Genomic DNA, 18,077 nt, shown 5'->3' with positions numbered 1-18,077 from the left:
GAGGCGTCACAGCCCGGTATATCGCCTGGCATGGCCTATCGCAGCAGATGTACAAATCCGAGGTTAAACAACAAGCTTAGAGAGACACCACCGACTCCCCGTCTTCGAGGGGCGCCACTGATCGCCTGCCTGCCTTGGGAGCTTTAAGGCTTTAACTGGCCGCATCGGATGAGACATGGCCACCAGGGCGCGCATCTCGCCGGATGTGGCGTGAAGTGGCGCGTCGGTACGGGCAATCGGCCGTTGATGTCCCATCCTGGTGGAATACCCGGTCATGATCTTGCGGGGGGACCCGGCCGGGCCGCTCGCCGCCCCCGCGGCGCTTTCGGGGGGAAGCATGCGGGTGTGGCGGGTGTGGGTCGTGCCGGTGGCGTCGCTGTTCGCGATCTGGGGCTGCACCTCCCCGATCGCCCTGGTGGGATCGGTGGAACCGGCGACCGTGACGCCCGCCGTCCTCGCGCGGCCCGCCCCCGCCCCTGCCGTCTCCCCCGGGCTCGGACCCGGCGCGATACGGTCGCACTGGGCGCGGGACGACCTTCCCGTCTCCCCCCGGGCGCGCCGGATCGACTGCGAGCGGATCAGGTGCGTGGCGCTGACCTTCGACGACGGGCCGGGGGCCTACACCGAGCCGTTGCTCGACATCCTCGCCGGGTACGGGGCCAGGGCGACCTTCTTCGTCGTCGGGCGCATGGCCTTCGGGGACGGAGAGAGCACCCTTCGCAGGATGGTGGCCGAGGGGCACGAGCTGGGCAACCACACCTGGGACCACCCGCAGCTGCCCCTGCTGTCACAGTCCGCGATCAGGGAGGAACTGGGCCGTACCCAGTGGCTCGTCAAGCGGGCGACCGGGGTCACGATGATCCTCATGCGCCCGCCGTACGGGCTGACCGACTCCAGGGTCGCCGCCGAGAGCCGCCAGCTGGGGCTCGCCCAGATCCTGTGGAACGTCGACACGCTCGACTGGCGTGACCAGGACCCCTCGATCGTCGCCCGGCGCGCGACCGAGGCCGGGCCGGGTTCCATCGTGCTGATGCACGACATCCACCGTTCCACGGTCCAGGCCGTTCCCCGGCTGCTGGACGAGTTCGCCGCCAGGGGCTACCGGTTCGTGACGCTGTCCGAGCTGTACGGTGGGCGTCCCGCGCCGGGGAGGAAGTACTACGGCGGCCCTTGACGGACGCGCAGGGCCCGCTCCCGTTCCCGCGCCTGGCCGGAGGACCTGGCGGAGAACCCGGCTGAGGGGCCGGTGGGGCCCGCTCGGAGGACCGGCGGAAGAGGCGTGAACCTGCCGGGCCCGTTTCCCGACTGTCCTGGGCGAGGAGGACAGGGTGACTGACGAACTGCTGGTGGTCCGGTGTCGGCTCGGTGAGCGCGAGGCGTTCGCCGAGCTGGTGAGGACCTGGCACGATCCGGTGTGGAACTATGTGCGGCGCATGCTGGGGCCCTCGCGGGCCGACGACGTGACCCAGGAGGTCTGGGTGGCCGTGGTGCGCGGGCTGCCGCGCCTGAAGGAGCCGGGCAGGTTCGCGCCCTGGCTGTTCACGATCGCCAGGCGCGCGGTGGCCGACCGGCTCCGCGAGGAGTACGCCAGGCCCGAGGTCCCGGCGGAGGAGGAACGGGTGTCCGCCGACCCCGCCGACACCCTCGTGGACCGCGCCGGCCTGCTCGCGGGCCTGTCGGCGCTGCCGGTCAGGGAACGGGAGGTCCTCGTGCTGTTCTACCTGCAGGACCTCTCCCTGGAGGACTGCGCGCAGATCTGCGCCGTCCCCGCCGGCACGGTCAAGTCGCGTCTGTCCCGCGCGCGGCGCATGCTGCGCGACCAGCTCACGGAGAGGGGATACCAGGCATGAACCCCGATGACATGATCGACAGGCTGTCGGGCACGCTGTCGCTGCGCCGCCGGATCGGCAACGTCGTGGCACTGCTCGGCGGCCTGGGCGGGGCGCTGTTCACCGGCCTGCTGTGGGCCACCGAGCCCGCCCTGCCGGGCCGTACGCACCTGGCCTTCGGCGCGCTGGTCGCGCTCGGCCTGACCTGGGCCGGTTACGGGACCTGGGCGCTGACCCGGAGGACGCCGCTGTTCGCTCTCGACCGGGTGATCGCCGCCTGGCTGGCGGTGGCCGCGACGGGCCTGCTGACGGCGGGGACGGCCGCGGTCGCGGTCGCGAGGGGCACCTGGGCGGGTGCGGCGGGGGTGGTCGTCGCCGTGACGCTGGCCGTGCTCGCGGTGGCCGTCCTGCTCAGGGCCCGTGCCGACCGCGCCGCCCTGCTGCGGCGCAAGCGTGAACTCGGCGGCTGAGAGTGGTTGGGAGGCGGCTGGAGGCGGGACGAGGGGAGTCCCGCCCGGCCGCTCCCTGAGGGGACCGGAGCCCCCTACTTCCTGGTGATCACACCGCAGGCGACGCGCCCGCCGGAGTCTCCGGCCTTGAGGGTCTCCGCGTCCGGGCCGGTGCCGCCGGGGTGGCGGTAGCGGTCGGGGATGTTGGAGTGGTTGTCCGGCAGGGCGTGGACGACGATGGAACTGCCGTCGGCGTCGAAGAGCTGCCCCACCTGGAAGCGGTCGGTCACGACGGTCGTCTCGCCGGTGCCGTCGGCGGCGACGAGGAGGTTGGGCAGGTCGCCGGAGTGCCCGGTGTGCTTGACCGGCGGGATGGTGAAGTGCGCGCCCGCGCTGGCGAAGGGGCTGCGGGTGACCGGGTCGATCGCCCTGGGGTCGCAGACGCCCTTCATGTGGACGTGGAAGCCGTGGTAGCCGGGGCGCAGGCCGCGGACGGCGACCGCGAGCCTGGACTTGTCGTCGGGCTGCTGGTCGATGCGCAGGGAGCCGATGTTCCTTCCGGCCGTGTCCTTGATGACGGCCTCGGCCGACGCCTGGGGCGCCGGCGACGACGTCCCTGAAATCCCCGAAATCCCTGATATCTGCGATATCGCCTGGGCGGCCGGGACGGTGCCGGCTCCGGCCGTCACCGTCCCGAGCGAGACGGCCAGGGCGAGACAGGTTCTGTGAAGCATGAGAGATCCCCCCGTACGAGTCCTGGGCTCCCCGTGGTGACGGGGAGCGGCCAGTACAGGGTTCCTACCCCAGGTGGAGGCGGGTACCGGGGGCACCACGCCGTCCCACCGGGCAAAACCGTGCCGTGCGAGGCCGCCCGGCGCGAGGCCGGGCCTGGCGAAGAGACCGGGCCGGACGAAACCGTGCCGTACGAAACCGTGCCGTACGAAGGCGTGCCGGAAGAGGTCGTCTCGCGCGAGGCCGGACCGGACGAGCCGGACGAGCCGGACGAGCCGGACGAGCCGGACGAGCCGGACGAAGAGACCGTATGAAACGAGCCGGAAGCAGAGACCGTACGGAACGAGCCGGACGAAGAGGTCGTACGAAACGAGACCGTCCCGCCGGGTGTGCCCGGCGGGACGGGTGGAGCGGTGCTGCGGGCGTCAGTTGGTCCGCTTGGCGCGGGCGGTGGTCCGGGCGCGGGTCGAGGCGTCGAGGACGACCTTGCGGATGCGCACGTTCTCCGGCGTGATCTCCACGCACTCGTCCTCGCGGATGAACTCCAGCGCCTGCTCCAGCGAGAGCTGGCGCGGCGGGATCAGCGTCTCCGTCGTGTCGCTCGTCGAGGAGCGCATGTTGGTGAGCTTCTTCTCCTTGGTGATGTTCACGTCCATGTCGTCGGAGCGCGAGTTCTCACCAACGATCATGCCCTCGTAGACCTCGGTGGTCGGCTGGACGAACAGGACGCCGCGCTCCTGCAGGTTCAGCATGGCGAACGGGGTCACCGGGCCCGGCCGGTCGGCGACCAGCGAGCCGTTGTTGCGGGTGCGCAGCTCGCCGAACCACGGCTCGTAGTCCTCGAACACGTGGTTCACGATGCCGGTGCCGCGGGTCTCGGTCAGGAACTCGGTCCGGAAGCCGATCAGGCCGCGGGCCGGGACCACGAACTCCATGCGGATCCAGCCGGTGCCGTGGTTGGTCATGTGCTCCATGCGGCCCTTGCGGACGGCGAGCAGCTGGGTGATCGCCCCCAGGTACTCCTCGGGGCAGTCGATGGTCACCCGCTCGACCGGCTCGTGCACCTTGCCGTCGATGACCTTGGTGACGACCTGCGGCTTGCCGACGGTCAGCTCGTAGCCCTCGCGGCGCATCTGCTCGACCAGGATGGCCAGCGCCAGCTCGCCACGGCCCTGCACCTCCCACGCGTCGGGACGGTCGGTCGGCAGGACGCGCAGCGACACGTTGCCGACGAGCTCCTTGTCGAGCCGGTCCTTGACCATGCGGGCGGTGACCTTGGAGCCCTTGACCCTGCCGACCAGCGGCGAGGTGTTGGTGCCGACGGTCATGGAGATCGCGGGCTCGTCGACCGTGATGAGGGGCAGCGGGCGCGGGTCCTCGGGGTCGGCGAGGGTCTCGCCGATCATGATGTCCGGGATGCCGGCGATCGCGATGATGTCGCCGGGCCCCGCCTCCTCGGCGGGCTTGCGCTCCAGCGCGTCGGTCATCAGCAGCTCGGTGATCTTCACCCGCTGGATGCTGCCGTCGGTGCGGCACCAGGCGACCTGCTGGCCCTTCTTGATGGTGCCCTGGTGGACGCGGCAGAGCGCGATCCGGCCCAGGTAGGACGAGGCGTCCAGGTTGGTGACGTGCGCCTGCAGCGGGGCCGTCGGGTCGTACACCGGGGCCGGGATCGTGTTCTTGATGACCTCGAACAGCGGCTCCAGGTCCTCGGAGTCCGGCATCCCGGCGTCCTCGGGACGGTTGAGCGAGGCGCGTCCGGCCTTGGCCGAGGCGTAGACGATCGGGAAGTCGATCTGCTCCTCGGTGGCGTCCAGGTCGATGAAGAGCTCGTAGACCTCGTCCACGACCTCCTTGATCCGGGCGTCGGGGCGGTCGACCTTGTTGATGCACAGGATGACCGGCATCTTCGCGGCGAACGCCTTGCGCAGCACGAACCGGGTCTGCGGCAGCGGCCCCTCGGAGGCGTCGACCAGCAGCACGACCCCGTCGACCATGGACAGGCCCCGCTCGACCTCACCGCCGAAGTCGGCGTGGCCGGGGGTGTCGATGATGTTGAGCGTCATGCCGCCGTGCTTGACGGCGGTGTTCTTCGCGAGAATGGTGATCCCCTTCTCGCGTTCGAGGTCGTTGGAGTCCATGACACGGTCGTCCACGTCCTGGTTGACGCGGAAGGCGCCCGACTGCCAGAGCATGGCATCCACGAGAGTGGTCTTGCCGTGGTCGACGTGCGCGATGATCGCGATGTTCCGCAGGTCGTCGCGGCTGTTCAAAGGCATGATGGAGTCTCACTCTGTGATCGTGGAGGCTGGCCGCGGACTGTGCGGCCTTCCCATTTTAGTTGATCCGGACAATCGCTCTCACGCCTCCGGCAGATGAAGTGCGCCAATTCACCCTCCGGACACCTTCGCGACCCCCCTGCGGGGGCCCGTGGCGTGTACGGCGGACCGGGCCGCGCGGGGGCGGCGGGCGGGGTGCGGCCGGGTCCCCGGCACTCCCTAAGCTCGGATCCATGCCTCTCGCACCGTCGTTTCCCGTAATGCTGAAAACTCGGGACAACCTGCGGATAGACGCCGCCCACACCCCCTCGCGCGGCGCCGACGACCTCGGGATCGTCCTGGCCCACGGTTTCACCGGATCGCTCAGGGAACGCGCCACGCGCCGCATCGCCCACGTGCTCAGCGGGTTCGGCGGGGTGGTGGCGTTCGACTTCAGGGGACACGGCCGCTCGGGAGGCCGGTCGACCGTGGGAGACCTGGAGATCCTCGACGTGGACGCGGCGGTACGGCACGCGCGGACGATCGGCTACCGGAGGGTCGTGACCGTCGGGTTCTCCATGGGCGGGGCGGTGGCCGTGCGGCACGCGGGGGTGCTGGGCGGTCCGGACGCGGTGGTGTCGGTGAGCGCCCCCGCGCGCTGGTACTACCGGGGGACCAGGCCGATGCGCCAGGTGCACTGGGCGATCGAGAGGCCGATGGGGCGGCTGGCCGCGCGGCTGGGCAAGCGCACCCGGATCATGAAGGGCGTGTGGGACCCGCTGCCGCTGGCGCCGTACGAGGCGGCCGCGAAGATCTCGCCGGTGCCGCTCCTGGTCGTGCACGGCGACGCCGACCGGTTCTTCCCCCTCGAGCACGCGTACCAGATCTACGAGGCCGCGAACGAGCCGAAGGAACTGTGGATCGAGTCCGGCTTCGGCCACGCGGAGTCGGCGGCCACCCCGGATCTGGTCCGTCGCATCGGGAGATGGGCCGCGGCCCGTTCCGGTCCCCCGGAAGATGTCTATCCTCGGGAAGATTGACCGTATGCCTCGTGAAGATTGACCTGATGGCGATGCCGATGTGACGGCGACGGGCAGCGGCGAGGAAAGGGACACATGCGGAGCATCTACGTTGCGGGTCTTGGCCGGGGAGACGGCAGGCAGATCGTCGAGCTCGGCTTGATGGAGCTGCTGACCGGGCGGGCCGATCGTACGGGGGTCTTCCGGCCGATCACCGGCGGCGGCGAGGACCGGGTCCTGGAACTGCTCAAGGCCAGATACCGCCCCGCGGCCGCGGCGACCGGGGTGACCGCCGAGGACGCCGCGGAGATCTACGCCGAGCGGGGCGCCGAGGAGCTCATCGGCCGCCTGGTCGCCCGCTTCCACACGCTGGAGCGCGAGTGCGACGCCCTGCTGGTGCTCGGCAGTTCCTTCGACACCGACGACCTGCCGCGTGAGCTGGCCTTCAACGCCCGCCTGGCCGCCGAGTTCGGCGCCCCGGTGATCGTGGTGGTGGGCGCGCACGGCGACGACGCCGAGGAGATCGCGACGGAGATGCGCACCGGCCACCAGGTCTTCTCCGACCTGGGCTGCACGGTGCTCGCGGTGATCGCCAACCGGGTGCCCGAGGGCACGGTCATCGAGTGCGACCTGCCGGTGCCCTGCTACGCCGTGCCCGAGCACCCGTCGCTGTCGGCGCCGACCGTCGGGCAGGTCATGCGGGCGGTGGACGCCGAGCTGATCCAGGGCGAGGACGGCCTGCTGCGCGACGTGCTCGGGTTCGTGTTCGGCGGCGCCACGCTCCCGGTGTTCCTGGAGCACCTCGTCGACGGCGCGCTCGTGATCACACCGGGTGACCGCGCGGACCTGCTGCTGGTCTCGCTGGCCGTCGAGGCGGCCGGTACGGCGAGACCGGCCGGGGTCGTCCTCACGGTGGGGGAGAGGCCCAGCGAGGCCGTACGGGAGCTCACAGCCCGTCTGGCGCCCGGCGTGCCGGTGCTCGCGGCCGAGGCGGACAGCTTCACCGTGGCGACCACCCTGGCCGGGCTGGAGGGAAGGCTCACCGTCGACAACCCGCGCAAGATCGAGACGGCCCTCGGCCACTTCCAGGCGCACGTAGACGCGGCCGGTCTGGCCGACAGGATCGAGCTGACCCGCTCCGGGCGGGTCACCCCGATGATGTTCGAGCACACCCTGCTGGAGCGGGCGCGGGCCGACCGGCGGCACATCGTGCTGCCGGAGGGCGAGGAGGACCGTATCCTGCGGGCGGCCGACATCCTCCTGCGGCGCGGCATCGTCGACATCACCCTCCTCGGCAGGGAGGACGTGGTGCGGCGGCGGATCGGCGACCTCGGCCTCGACCTGTCGGGCGCGACCGTCGCCGACCCGCTCACCTCGCCGCTGCGGGAGTCGTTCGCCGAGGAGTACGCCAAGCTGAGGGCGCACAAGGGGATGACCTTCGAATCGGCCCTGGACGTGGTCTCCGACGTCAACTTCTTCGGCACGATGATGCTGCACCGGGGCCTGGTGCACGGCATGGTCTCCGGGGCCGCGCACACCACGGCCGCCACGATCCTGCCGGCCTTCCAGATCATCAAGACGGTTCCCGACACCTCGATCGTCTCCTCGGTGTTCTTCATGTGCCTGGCCGACCGGGTCCTCGTCTACGGAGACTGCGCGATCAACCCCGACCCCGACGCCGAGATGCTCGCCGACATCGCGATCTCCTCGGCCCGTACGGCGAAGCGGTTCGGCGTCGAACCGAGGATCGCGATGCTGTCCTACTCCACCGGCGAGTCGGGCACCGGCGCCGACGTCGACAAGGTCCGCGCCGCCACCGCCCTGGTCGCCGAGCGGGCGCCCGACCTGCTGGTCGAGGGACCCATCCAGTACGACGCGGCGGTGGACGCCAGGGTCGCGGCCGCCAAGCTGCCCGGGTCACAGGTCGCCGGCCGGGCGACCGTGCTGATCTTCCCCGACCTGAACACCGGCAACAACACCTACAAGGCCGTGCAGCGCTCGGCCGGTGCCGTCGCGGTCGGGCCGGTCCTGCAGGGGCTGCGCAGGCCGGTCAACGACCTGTCGCGCGGAGCCCTGGTCACCGACATCGTGAGTACCGTCGCCATCACCGCCGTACAGGCGCAGGAGGTCACCCCTTGAGCGAGCGAGGCGCGCGGACGGCCGGAGCCTCCGGACGGAGTGGCGACGAGAGCGGGGAGGGCGACTCGGGGCACCGCCCCGGCTCGGGCCGGGAGGGCTCGAACGGCCCGGACGATCCGAACGGCTCGATCGGCCCGAACCGGGACGGGGAGCCGGGCAGGGAGGGCCTTCCCGGACGGGTGCTCGTTCTCAACTCCGGGTCCTCCTCGCTGAAGTACCGGCTCCTGTCCGGCGCCGAGCGGCTGGCCTCGGGAACGGTGGAGCGCATCGGCGAGCCCGGCTCCCCGGTGCCCGACCACCGGGCGGCACTGGAGACCGTCGCGGCCCGGCTGGCCGCCGACGGCCTGGGGCTCGACTCCCCCGAGCTCACCGCGATCGGGCACCGGGTGGTGCACGGAGGCACCGCTTTCACCCGGCCCACGCTGATCACCGACGAGGTGGTCAGGGGGATCGAGGCGCTCGTCCCGCTCGCGCCCCTGCACAATCCCGCCAACCTGGCGGGCATCGAGGTCGCCCGGAGGCTCCGCCCCGACCTGCCGCAGGTCGCCGTCTTCGACACCGCCTTCCACGCCACGATCCCCCCGGCCGCCTCGACGTACGCGATCGACCGCGAGGTGGCCGCCCGGCTGGGGGTGCGGCGCTACGGCTTCCACGGCACCTCACACGCGTACGTCTCCCGCGAGGCCGCCCTCCTCGCGGGCGGGCCCGAGGCCAACGTGATCGTCCTGCACCTCGGCAACGGGGCCAGCGCCTCGGCGGTGTCCGCCGGGCGGTGCGTGGACACGTCCATGGGCATGACCCCGCTGGAGGGCCTCGTCATGGGGACCCGCAGCGGCGACCTGGACCCGGCGGTGGTCCTCTACCTGGCGCGTACGGGAGGCATGTCCCTCGACGAGATCGACGCGCTGCTCAACCGCCGCAGCGGCATGCTCGGTCTCTGCGGCGACAACGACATGCGCACGGTGACGGAACGGCTGGCCGGGGGCGACCCGGACGCCGAGCTGGCCATGTCGGTCTACTGCCACCGGCTCCGCAAGTACGTCGGCGCCTACTACGCCGTCCTCGGCACGGTCGACGTCATCGCCTTCACCGGCGGCGTCGGGGAGAACTCCGCCCTGGTCAGGGAGAGGACGCTGGCCGGTCTCGGGGCGCTCGGCATCACCGTGGACCCGGTACGCAACGCGCGGGGCGACACGCTGATCTCCGCCGACGGCGGGGCCGTGAGGATCGCGGTGATTCCGACGGACGAGGAGTTCGAGATCGCCCGGCAAACTCTTTCCGTCGTTTCCCGAACCAATCGCGGATAAAAGACGTCTACCACGACAGCGGATGAATGAGATCCGCCGGGAGAAGTCCACGGGACCCGAATCATCGCTCGGCGACCGCCGTGGGACATACTTCTTGTGGTCGGACGGTCGCCCAGCGTCGCGGGGGTGCGCTGGGCGGTCCGTCCGGCGGTGTGCCTGTACGGCTCGTCACGAGCCGTACAGGCACACCTGAAGCTCGACCCGCTCGCGGGGCGCCTCAGCCCAGGCGGGCGATCGACTTGTACTCCAGGTAGGACGACAGTCCCTCCGGGCCCAGCTCGCGGCCGAGGCCGCTGCCCTTGAAACCGCCGAAGGGCGAGCTGTTCTCGATCATGAAGAGGTTGACGCCGTAGGTGCCGGCGCGCACCTGGCGGGCGACGTCCATGCCGTGCTCGGTGTCGGCGGTCCACACCGTCCCGGCCAGGCCGTAGTCGCTGTCGTTGGCGATCCGGATCGCGTCCTTCTCGTCCTCGTACGGGATCACCGCCAGGACCGGCCCGAAGATCTCCTCACGGGCGATGCGCATCTCGTTGGTGGCTCCCGCGAAGACGGTCGGGGCCACGTACCAGCCGCGGTCGTGGGGGCGCTCCAGGCCGCCGACGACAGGCTTGGCGCCCTCGTCGATACCGATCCTGATGTAGCCCTCGACCCGCTCCTGCTGCCGCTTGGCGACCATCGGGCCGATGCCGGTCGCCGGGTCGGACGGGTCGCCGACCTGCATGCCCCGTACCATCGCCGAGACCGCGTCCACGACCTCGTCGTAGCGGTTGCGCGAGGCCAGGATGCGGGTCTGGGCGACGCAGGCCTGGCCGTTGTTCATCAGCGAGGCGATCGACAGGAAGCCCATCGCGGAGGGCAGGTCGCAGTCGTCCAGGATGATCGCCGCGGACTTGCCGCCCAGCTCCAGGGTGCACCGCTTGAGCTGCTCGCCGCAGATCGCCGCGATGCGCCGCCCGGCGGCGGTGGAACCGGTGAAGGCGACCTTGTCCACGTCCGGGTGGGAGATCAGGTACTCGCTCGTCTCGCGCCCGGCGGCGACGATGTTGACGACGCCGTCGGGGATGCCCGCCTCCTTGACCATCTCGGCCAGCAGGTAGGAGTCGAGCGGGGTCTCGGGCGCGGGCTTGACCACGACCGTGCACCCCGCGACGAGGGCGGGGGCCAGCTTGATCATGATGACGAACTGCGGGACGTTCCACGGGACCACGGCGGCGACCACGCCCACCGGCTCGCGGCGGACGGTCACGGTGCCGAAGGTGCCGGGGCGCTCCTCCTCGACGGGGAAGGTCTTGCCCAGTTCGGCGTAGTACTGGAGCATGCCGAGCGGCTGCGGGGCCTGCGCCAACTGGGAGAAGGTGATCGGAGAGCCCATCTCCAGGGTGATGAGCTCGGCCATCTCGCCCTGGCGGGCCGCGTAGAGCTCGGCGAGCCTGCCGACGACGGCCGCGCGCTCGGCCATCGTCATACGGGGCCACGGGCCGTGGTCGAACGCCTGGCGGGCGGCTGCCACCGCCCGGTCCATGTCGGCGGGGGTGCCGTCGGGAACCCGGCCGACGACCTCCTCGGTATGGGGGGAGACGACGTCGATGATGCCGGTCCCGGCGGGGGCCACCCAGTCGCCTCCGATGAAGAGCGTGTCGTGCTGGCGCATGATGTGTTGCCTCCTGGTGGGCGGGCCAGAGTCGCGATTCTCGGACGGTTTCATCCGCTTTCATTCGCGGGGAAGGGCGCCACGCGCCCCACCGCTGTTTGAGACCGAATCATGTTCTGTCGCTGATGACAAGGGTGGCCGGCGTCTTCGTGTCCCGATCCGAGACGTCTTCGCGCCTTGGACGGAGATACCCCCGTGTCGTGGGCTGAGACGTCTTCACGTCTTGAGGTGAGATGCCTTCGCGCCTTGGGCTGAGACGTCTTCGCGCCTTGAGCTGAGACGCCCTCGTGCCGTGAGCCCCAGATGTCTTCGGCCCGCGAGTGGAGTGGTGCGTTCTGTGCGAGGATTCTCCGGAGTGACAGGAGTGACATGTCTCGCAGTAGTTGGTTAAATCACCCTAAAGGGGTTGATAGTTCACCAATGGTGCGCGAGTTCCTTCGTTCCGGTGGCGAGCTTCAAGATCGTCTTCTATAGTTTCGCTCCGTCCATGAGGGGGCTCCGGAGGTGAGCGAAGCGTGAGGCCGACTCGCGCAGCCGCATTGGCTGCCGCACTCACCGTGCTACTCCTGTCGCCCGCCGTCGCCGGAGCCGCCCCCCTGCGGGCCGTCAAACCCAGTCCCGAGGCCGAGCTCAAGAAGCTGACCCAAGAGGCCGCCGCGATCAACAAGAGTTACCGCGGCCAGGTGCAGAGCCTGGAGGAGACCCGGGTCCAGGCCAGCAAGGCCACCTCCAACGCCAAGAGCCTCAGGCGCGCCCTGGCCAACGCCGAGACCGACGTCGTGCGCTTCGCCCAGACCGCCTACATGGGCGGCGCCCTCGACGACGGCAACCTGCTGAGCTTCCAGGGCGACGCCAACCTGGCCCTCGGCCAGGCCGCGACCATGTCCTACCTGGCCAGCCGTCGCGCCACCCAGCTCAACCGGGTCAAGGACCTCATCAAGAAGGCCAAGGCCGCGGAGAGGTCCGCCGACACGAAGATCGTCAAACTCAAGAAGGACATCGCCGACCTCAAGCGGCAGCGGGTCAGGATCGAGAAGCTCCTGGCCAAGTACGGCTTCCAGACCCCCTCGGGCAGCGGCGGCCTGACCCCCCGCACGATCACCATGCGCAACCTCGTGCTGCAGAACTTCCCCATGCCGTACGGCTACGGCTGCCTGCGCCCCGGCGACCCCGGCGACCACGGCAGCGGCCGGGCCTGCGACTTCATGCTGAGCTCCGGCGGCAGCGTCCCCGCGGAGGACGCCCTGGACCGCGGCAACCGTCTCGCCCAGTGGGCCATCGACAACGGCAACCGCCTCGGGGTCATGTACATCATCTGGCAGCAGAAGTACTACGACGTCCGCACCGGCGCCGGATGGAAGATGATGTCCAACCGAGGCGGCAACACCGCCAACCACATCGACCACGTCCACATCTCGATGTTCTGACGTGATCGGTCTCACCGACACCGTCGAGCCGTCGGTGAGACCGCGAATGTGGCCCCATGGTCGGTGAGGTGCGCGTCATGAATCCTGCGCTGGCTTACGGCAGCAGTGTGAAGTGCCCGCCTCGCACGTTCCGCACCGCTCCGAAGTGACGGTGGTCGATGGTGGCGATCTCTTGGACGCCCAGTCTTTCCGCGACTGCGATCACGGCGGCGTCCACCGCCCCCAGAGGGAAATTCGCGTATTTCACGACCAGGACTTTCACCCTGGCGATGTCAACGGTGGTCAGTGGCTCCATGACCAACTCGCCGTCCACGATGGACTGAAGGAAGTCGGCCTCCGCGGCCGGCCCTACTCGTGACTCCAGCAGCCAGCAGACTTCCGCCAGCACCGGTCCAGGCAGGACCAGCGGGCCCGGATGGGTTTCTAGGAGATCAAGGCAGCGGTCGTGATCCTGGTCTTTCCGGTTCATCGCCGCGTACAGGGGGCCGGTGTCACAGATGAGCACTAGCCGGTCCGGAACCTGTCACGAAGGATCTCCTCCGAGCGTTGAGCGCTGTCCGGCTCGTCGGTGATGATTCCGGCGAACGACAATCGACGCCGTTGACCCTGTGCTTCGGCGACGGGGGCGGGTTCGTTCTCGACGAGTTGCAGAGCGACGGCACGCAAAGCGCGGACCTGGCCCAGCGTCAAGCGGTCAACCAGGCGGTGCAGGTCGTCGTACTCCTCGGGTGCCGCACTCATACCGGCGAGTTTACGCCGACATAGAGATCATCAGTGGTCGGAGGGGCTTTTCGAGACCGTTGCCTCGTGGCTGCTGGGCTTGTGACCGGGCCGTTGGAGGAAAGTGGCTGAATCGCTCCGGAAAAGTCGGGGCGGTTCGATTCGGCTCGTGGCCGAGGGACTGGTAGCCGTAAGGGCTTCCCCCGCACTCGCCCTTCAGAATGCGCAGCAGGGCGTACAGGAAGGGCTCGGCACCGAACTCCTCGATTTCGCGTGGCCGTGGATCGGAGAGGCCGTCTTCCGGCGCTGGACGCTGCCGACACGAGGAATCTTACTGACGCGGATGTCGGCAACAGGGCTGGACGGACCTCCGGCAGTCGTGCCAGCGCGTGGAGGAACACCTCCCGGTCGAGCCGGAACGGGCCGAACGGCGGTGGAGGGTCATCGCCGTAGACGCCGTCGGGTAGCTCGCCCGACGTGTGGCGAAGCCGCCGATTGCCGCTGAAGGCCATGTACATCCACACGTCGGCGGCCAGCGGCACCGCCGCCTCCGTGCCGGACGGCCATGTCTCCCCGGTCTGCGGGTACCGCGGAACCAAGGCGATGTCCGCGACCGCTCCCGGCGGCCCGTACGACAGGGCGAAGCCCGGCGCGTACACACCGCGGGCCTCTGCCTCCTCCACGCCGATCTCCTCCCACCGCTGCCACGACGGTCCGAAGGGTTCCGGGTTCACCGCGTAGGTCCCACGCTCCATGAGTACGAGAAGCAGTTCGTAGCCGTGCTTCTGATGGGCGTGGGCGGGGAGCGCGACCTGCGACACGGGTAAGGTCAGCGAGGCGTCACAGCCCGCACACGTGAACACGATCATGCGCCTCCCGGGTCCCGGTGATTGGATCATCTTGACTCAGAGTCGATCTTGAGGGAATCGCTCGACGCCGATTCGGCGACAGGCCACGCCGCATCTCACGAGGAATGAGGAATGCCGTACGGCAGCCGATACGGCGACACCGCCTTACACGATCATTCTCCACCGACCCGGATCCACCGTCTGAGCAGGGCGAGATGTCGTTGACGAGGCGTCTGCCCTTCTTGCGGAACAAAAGGTGCGAGCTAGAAGTCGCGCCACTCGTCGAACAGGTCGGCAGCCTCGGGATCCGGGATGCCGGCGCGTCGCGCCAGGTCGAAGAAGGCGTCCCCGGCCTCTTCCCGCCGAAGCGTGTCGATGATCTCGTGGCGTTCTTCGATCCTGTTGAGTTTCTCGACGAGGGTCCGCAGGATCGGCCGGGCCGCAGTCGCCGTGGCCGGATCGTCGGCGGGCAGATGGTCGATGGCGCGGAAGGCGGACGCGTAGGCCCTGCACGCGGCGGCGCCCGCTCGTTCGTCGTCATCGACCCAGTCACGCAGCGGGTTGTCGACATTGGCCGCCAGCCAGGCGTCGGACTTGGCGCCCTGGACGGCCACGTGCACGGGCGTGCCCTTGTAGCGGGCTTTGAGAAGTTTGACCTGGCTGCGCCGGATCCCGTCGATGCCCAGACGACGCAGGGACGCGGCGGCGGATGGCAGGAAGGGTGCGTCGATGCCGTAGGCGTCGGTGAGCCGCAGGGTGTGCAGCCGCGGGAAGCCACTCAGGTCGGAGGCGTCCAGCAGCCGGCCGTACGGCCGGTTCCACCGCAGGTGCAGCGACTCCAGGCCGGTGAGGGCTTCCAGCGCGGCCAGTGACAGGTCACCCGCCGTCTGAAGGTCGAGATCGCGAATTCCATGCAGGCCGCTCGGGACGGTGCCGACCGACGAGGTCACGGTCAGCCGGATCCACCGGCCGTCCTCGGCCGCCTCGACGACCTCGGGCGGTTCACCTGTCAGGTGCAGGGCCATCAGCCCGGGTGGCAGGCGCAGGTGTCGTAGCCCGGTGCCGGAAATCGTCAGCGTGGTGAGGCGCGTCGTGCTCAGATCGACGGTGCTCGGTGGGTCGCCCCAGGTGAGCTGGTCGATGAGAGGGCGGTTGGTGAGAGCCTCGACGAGGCCGCGATCGGGGCCGGAGAATCCCAGGGCGGTCAGGCAGGGCAGCGGGTCCAGGGCCGACCAGCGAACCTGGGAGAGGTGGGCCGGAAGGTCGAGGTTCCACATCGTGGCGTACAGGGTCTGCGGTCCGTCGCCGAGATCGACCACGACCGGGTCGGGGGTGGGGCTGTCGTAGGCGGCCTTGGCGTCCGCGGGCATCTGCAGGTCCCATCGCCGCTGACAGACGATGGACAACGATAGGTTCTCCCAGACGCCGTAGGCATTGGTCTCCTGGGGAACGCCGGGCAGGACCGGCATCCGCCCGAGCCAGCGGAGATCTGGTGGCGGGGGAACGGAGCGGTCGACCCTGAGGGCGTCTGGTCTTCCCGGCCACTTCCGCCAGTTGTGGTGGGCGAGGACGAGAGGGCCGGCCGAGGTGAGGTCGTCCAGCGTGGGCATCACCTCGGAGTACCGGTCGAGCATGCACACCGTCACCCAGCCGTCGGCGCTGATCCCGCCCACCTGGCACGCACCGTAGCCGCCCAGCGGAAGGGGCATGGCCGCGACGTCTCCGACCTTCATCATGGCCGGGAAGGTAGCAACCGCCTATGACAAGATCACATTTCATCGGTCGGGCTGCTCGCTTCCGCCGCCAGGCTCCTCGTGGAGGTGAGGCCGTGAAGAAAGGAGCTGATGAGGTGGGTACTTCCGGCGAGGGTGGGATGAGAATCGGGGAGATGAGTACGCGAGCTGGGGAACGTCCACGTTCTACGTGCTGCTCGGGGGGTTGATCACGGACCGGCGTGTCCGAACGTCCGGACGGTACGTCAGCTGCCGACGTCGTCGCCCGACCGTTACGCGCGGGAGGGGCGGGGGTGTGCGGCAGCGGCGTCGAGCAGTTCCGGGAGCGTGCCCTCGAACGCCGGTAGCAGTTCCAGCAGTGCCGGCCAGAACCCCGCCGGCGCCGACCGCGCGGCCGTGTCGAACAGCTGAGCGCAGTGATCGAGGAATTCGTCGCCGTGCTTGCCCTCGGACGAGGGCGCGGAGGTGGGCAGCGTGGAGGCGTACTGGAGGATTTGCCTGGCGGGGCGGCTCCTCGCCAGCAGTTCTTCGTCGGTGAGGACTCGCGCGGCGCGGATTCGTTGGAGGAGTCCCCAGGAGTTGTGGATGTGGTGCAGTGCGGTCACGGCGGTGCGCGCGGCCGCCGGGCTCTGGCCGGCGAGTATGGGGAGCAGGTCGGCGGGTAGCGCCTGGGCGAGTGTCTCGGGGAAGCCCTCACGGGCGGCCAGGGCGCACAGGAGATGCGGCGGCAACGCCGAATCGTGGTGAGCGTCGACGAGTTCGCGCCAGGGGGGCGAACCGTTCTCATCGAGTACGGATGTCAGCAACGCTTCGCTCTCGATCGGGTCGGCGCATGCCCGAAGCGCGCCGACCAGGTCCGATGCCGCCACCGGAGGCGATGAGCCGGCCGCGAGCAGCCGGCGCAGCGTCACGTCGTATGCGGCTGAACGCTCGTTGGCCCGGTCCAGCAGGGGATTCAGCCCGTGTGCCCACGCCCGTGTCGCAGGCGTGCACGCCTGCGTGTTGTAGGCCCAGCGGGCGAAGAGCGTGCGAGGGGGTATTCCGGCCGAGACGAACCGGTCCAGGACCATGGAGGTGAGGTGCCCCCGGGTTCGCCGCGGGTGGAGGTCGCGTCTTTCCATGTGGGCCAGCAGCGGGTCGGGGAGGTCTGCGATCACATCGGCCAGCACCGCGTCGGGCGCATGAGCCAGGATTCGCAGATCTGCCTGCTCCGACGGCAGCGGGCCCGGCGTCCTCCCGACCCGGCGGAGCAGGTTCGAGAACGTCCCCGGGTGGGACGGCAACGCCGCGGCGGCTGCCGGCCAGGTGGACCGGTCGGTGCCGAGCCGATGTCGCAGCAGCCCTCCCACGCACTCCCAGAAGGTCCGTGCCGCCTGGTGATGATTGTGGTCATAGCCGTCGACGGCCCGGACCAGCAGGTCCAGACGCGGCGTGGTGAGGATCATTTCCTCCACCGTCCCATCCGAGAGCACATGACGCAGGAACGAGGGGCGCGTCTCACCGATGCGGGTCAGGGCGGCCTGCCACGTCCACCGCGGAACGGGTTGCCGCCGGGCCACGAGCCGACCGGCGACGAGGGAATCCCATGGTGTGAGCAGGGCGCCGGCCAGCGCGTCGGGGCAGTCGGGCCGCGCGATCAGGGCACGGCGCTGCACGCGGCCAAAGGGCTCCCGCCGATGCTCGGCGGCCAGCACCGTCCAGTCCGGTCGCCTCATCGTGGAGAGGACGACATCACCGTCGAGCACCGTGGCGGCGGACCGTAACCGCTCGCTGAGCCCGTCGGCCGGCGCGGTCACGGCCGGTGGTCCGATCACGTCGAGTCCCGCGGCCCGTAGCTCCGCCTGCGCGACACTCCGCACATCCGGGGAGAGCAGCCGCAGCATCCGGGGGCCGATGTTCGCCATGTTCTGATTCTTTCGCAATTCAGGTCAGAAAGTGACCTCTATCCGGCCTAACGTGGGTCCT

The 18,077-nt window shown here is 69.8% G+C and carries 16 protein-coding genes; 9 read left to right on the top strand and 7 right to left on the bottom strand.

All coding sequences use genetic code 11. The features are described from left to right. The first annotated feature begins 274 nt into the window (after nucleotides 1-274). From ACTOQ2_RS05760 to ACTOQ2_RS05750, 3 genes are all read left to right on the top strand, one after another. Nucleotides 275-1,174 (top strand): polysaccharide deacetylase family protein, encoded by a 900-nt coding sequence (locus tag ACTOQ2_RS05760; protein WP_440098674.1) that lies wholly within the window; start codon nucleotides 275-277, stop codon nucleotides 1,172-1,174. A gap of 154 nt (nucleotides 1,175-1,328) precedes the next feature. Beyond that, entirely contained in the window at nucleotides 1,329-1,850 is a 522-nt protein-coding gene (locus ACTOQ2_RS05755) for an RNA polymerase sigma factor (RefSeq protein ID WP_440098673.1), read from the top strand. Then, complete coding sequence (locus ACTOQ2_RS05750) at nucleotides 1,847-2,299, top strand: hypothetical protein (protein WP_440098672.1); 453 nt, start codon at nucleotides 1,847-1,849, stop codon at nucleotides 2,297-2,299. The genes ACTOQ2_RS05755 and ACTOQ2_RS05750 overlap by 4 nt, the downstream gene beginning before the upstream one ends. Nucleotides 2,300-2,373: 74 nt before the next feature. On the opposite strand, the gene ACTOQ2_RS05745 is transcribed toward ACTOQ2_RS05750, so the two are convergent. Further along, nucleotides 2,374-3,012 (bottom strand): superoxide dismutase family protein, encoded by a 639-nt coding sequence (locus ACTOQ2_RS05745; protein WP_440098671.1) that lies wholly within the window; start codon nucleotides 3,010-3,012, stop codon nucleotides 2,374-2,376. Nucleotides 3,013-3,132: 120 nt separating this feature from the next. Between ACTOQ2_RS05745 and ACTOQ2_RS05740 the strand changes: the two genes are divergently transcribed. Continuing rightward, nucleotides 3,133-3,324 (top strand): hypothetical protein, encoded by a 192-nt coding sequence (locus ACTOQ2_RS05740; RefSeq protein ID WP_440098670.1) that lies wholly within the window; start codon nucleotides 3,133-3,135, stop codon nucleotides 3,322-3,324. A 111-nt stretch (nucleotides 3,325-3,435) separates the two neighbouring features. Here the strand turns inward: ACTOQ2_RS05740 and typA are convergent, their stop codons facing one another. Then, entirely contained in the window at nucleotides 3,436-5,289 is a 1,854-nt protein-coding gene (gene typA, locus ACTOQ2_RS05735; RefSeq protein ID WP_362693557.1) for a translational GTPase TypA, read from the bottom strand. Nucleotides 5,290-5,549: 260 nt separating this feature from the next. On the opposite strand from typA, the gene ACTOQ2_RS05730 reads away from it, so the two are divergent. The 3 genes from ACTOQ2_RS05730 (at nucleotide 5,550) to ACTOQ2_RS05720 (ending at nucleotide 9,733) form a co-directional block, all read left to right on the top strand. Continuing rightward, on the top strand, nucleotides 5,550-6,308 hold the full coding sequence (locus ACTOQ2_RS05730) for an alpha/beta hydrolase (RefSeq protein ID WP_440098669.1): 759 nt from the start codon (nucleotides 5,550-5,552) through the stop codon (nucleotides 6,306-6,308). A 75-nt stretch (nucleotides 6,309-6,383) separates the two neighbouring features. After that, entirely contained in the window at nucleotides 6,384-8,426 is a 2,043-nt protein-coding gene (pta, locus tag ACTOQ2_RS05725; protein WP_440068997.1) for a phosphate acetyltransferase, read from the top strand. Beyond that, the gene (locus ACTOQ2_RS05720) at nucleotides 8,423-9,733 is read left to right on the top strand and encodes an acetate/propionate family kinase (RefSeq protein WP_440098668.1); all 1,311 of its coding nucleotides are present in this window, start codon (nucleotides 8,423-8,425) and stop codon (nucleotides 9,731-9,733) included. Before pta ends, ACTOQ2_RS05720 begins: the two co-directional genes overlap by 4 nt. Nucleotides 9,734-9,950: 217 nt before the next feature. Here ACTOQ2_RS05720 and ACTOQ2_RS05715 read toward each other — a convergent pair whose 3' ends face one another. Beyond that, entirely contained in the window at nucleotides 9,951-11,384 is a 1,434-nt protein-coding gene (locus tag ACTOQ2_RS05715; RefSeq protein ID WP_440098667.1) for an aldehyde dehydrogenase, read from the bottom strand. 515 nt (nucleotides 11,385-11,899) lie between these two features. Between ACTOQ2_RS05715 and ACTOQ2_RS05710 the strand changes: the two genes are divergently transcribed. Continuing rightward, a complete protein-coding gene (locus ACTOQ2_RS05710; RefSeq protein ID WP_440098666.1) occupies nucleotides 11,900-12,811 on the top strand; it encodes a coiled-coil domain-containing protein in 912 nt (303 codons plus the stop codon). 94 nt (nucleotides 12,812-12,905) lie between these two features. On the opposite strand, the gene ACTOQ2_RS05705 is transcribed toward ACTOQ2_RS05710, so the two are convergent. Continuing rightward, nucleotides 12,906-13,316 carry a type II toxin-antitoxin system VapC family toxin gene (locus tag ACTOQ2_RS05705; protein ID WP_440098665.1) on the bottom strand — a complete coding sequence of 137 codons (411 nt, stop codon included), beginning with the start codon at nucleotides 13,314-13,316 and terminating at the stop codon, nucleotides 12,906-12,908. Further along, complete coding sequence (locus ACTOQ2_RS05700) at nucleotides 13,316-13,552, bottom strand: hypothetical protein (protein ID WP_440098664.1); 237 nt, start codon at nucleotides 13,550-13,552, stop codon at nucleotides 13,316-13,318. Before ACTOQ2_RS05700 ends, ACTOQ2_RS05705 begins: the two co-directional genes overlap by 1 nt. A gap of 489 nt (nucleotides 13,553-14,041) precedes the next feature. Here ACTOQ2_RS05700 and ACTOQ2_RS05695 point away from each other — a divergent pair, with 489 nt between their 5' ends. Further along, entirely contained in the window at nucleotides 14,042-14,272 is a 231-nt protein-coding gene (locus ACTOQ2_RS05695; protein WP_440098662.1) for a hypothetical protein, read from the top strand. A 370-nt stretch (nucleotides 14,273-14,642) separates the two neighbouring features. Here ACTOQ2_RS05695 and ACTOQ2_RS05690 read toward each other — a convergent pair whose 3' ends face one another. Next, nucleotides 14,643-16,115, bottom strand: a complete 1,473-nt coding sequence (locus ACTOQ2_RS05690; RefSeq protein ID WP_440098661.1) for a hypothetical protein — start codon at nucleotides 16,113-16,115, stop codon at nucleotides 14,643-14,645. 269 nt (nucleotides 16,116-16,384) lie between these two features. Further along, nucleotides 16,385-18,016, bottom strand: coding sequence for a hypothetical protein (locus ACTOQ2_RS05685; RefSeq protein ID WP_440098660.1), 1,632 nt, complete (start codon nucleotides 18,014-18,016; stop codon nucleotides 16,385-16,387). Nucleotides 18,017-18,077: the final 61 nt, after the last annotated feature.

The sequence above is a fragment of the Streptosporangium sp. H16 genome (assembly GCF_051918855.1).
In the GTDB taxonomy this organism is placed as follows: Bacteria; Actinomycetota; Actinomycetes; order Streptosporangiales; family Streptosporangiaceae; genus Streptosporangium.
Note: the sequence above shows the minus strand (reverse complement) of the source record. Positions and strands in the feature narration are given on the sequence as shown.

Coding starts and splice junctions, on each gene's coding strand:
- ACTOQ2_RS05745 (WP_440098671.1), bottom strand. CDS start 3,012: ATGCTTCACAGAACCTGTCTCGCCCTGGCCGTCTCGCTCGGGACGGTG.
- typA (WP_362693557.1), bottom strand. CDS start 5,289: ATGCCTTTGAACAGCCGCGACGACCTGCGGAACATCGCGATCATCGCG.
- pta (WP_440068997.1), top strand. CDS start 6,384: ATGCGGAGCATCTACGTTGCGGGTCTTGGCCGGGGAGACGGCAGGCAG.
- ACTOQ2_RS05695 (WP_440098662.1), top strand. CDS start 14,042: ATGTACATCCACACGTCGGCGGCCAGCGGCACCGCCGCCTCCGTGCCG.
- ACTOQ2_RS05760 (WP_440098674.1), top strand. CDS start 275: ATGATCTTGCGGGGGGACCCGGCCGGGCCGCTCGCCGCCCCCGCGGCG.
- ACTOQ2_RS05715 (WP_440098667.1), bottom strand. CDS start 11,384: ATGCGCCAGCACGACACGCTCTTCATCGGAGGCGACTGGGTGGCCCCC.
- ACTOQ2_RS05700 (WP_440098664.1), bottom strand. CDS start 13,552: ATGAGTGCGGCACCCGAGGAGTACGACGACCTGCACCGCCTGGTTGAC.
- ACTOQ2_RS05730 (WP_440098669.1), top strand. CDS start 5,550: ATGCTGAAAACTCGGGACAACCTGCGGATAGACGCCGCCCACACCCCC.
- ACTOQ2_RS05690 (WP_440098661.1), bottom strand. CDS start 16,115: ATGATGAAGGTCGGAGACGTCGCGGCCATGCCCCTTCCGCTGGGCGGC.
- ACTOQ2_RS05750 (WP_440098672.1), top strand. CDS start 1,847: ATGAACCCCGATGACATGATCGACAGGCTGTCGGGCACGCTGTCGCTG.
- ACTOQ2_RS05685 (WP_440098660.1), bottom strand. CDS start 18,016: ATGGCGAACATCGGCCCCCGGATGCTGCGGCTGCTCTCCCCGGATGTG.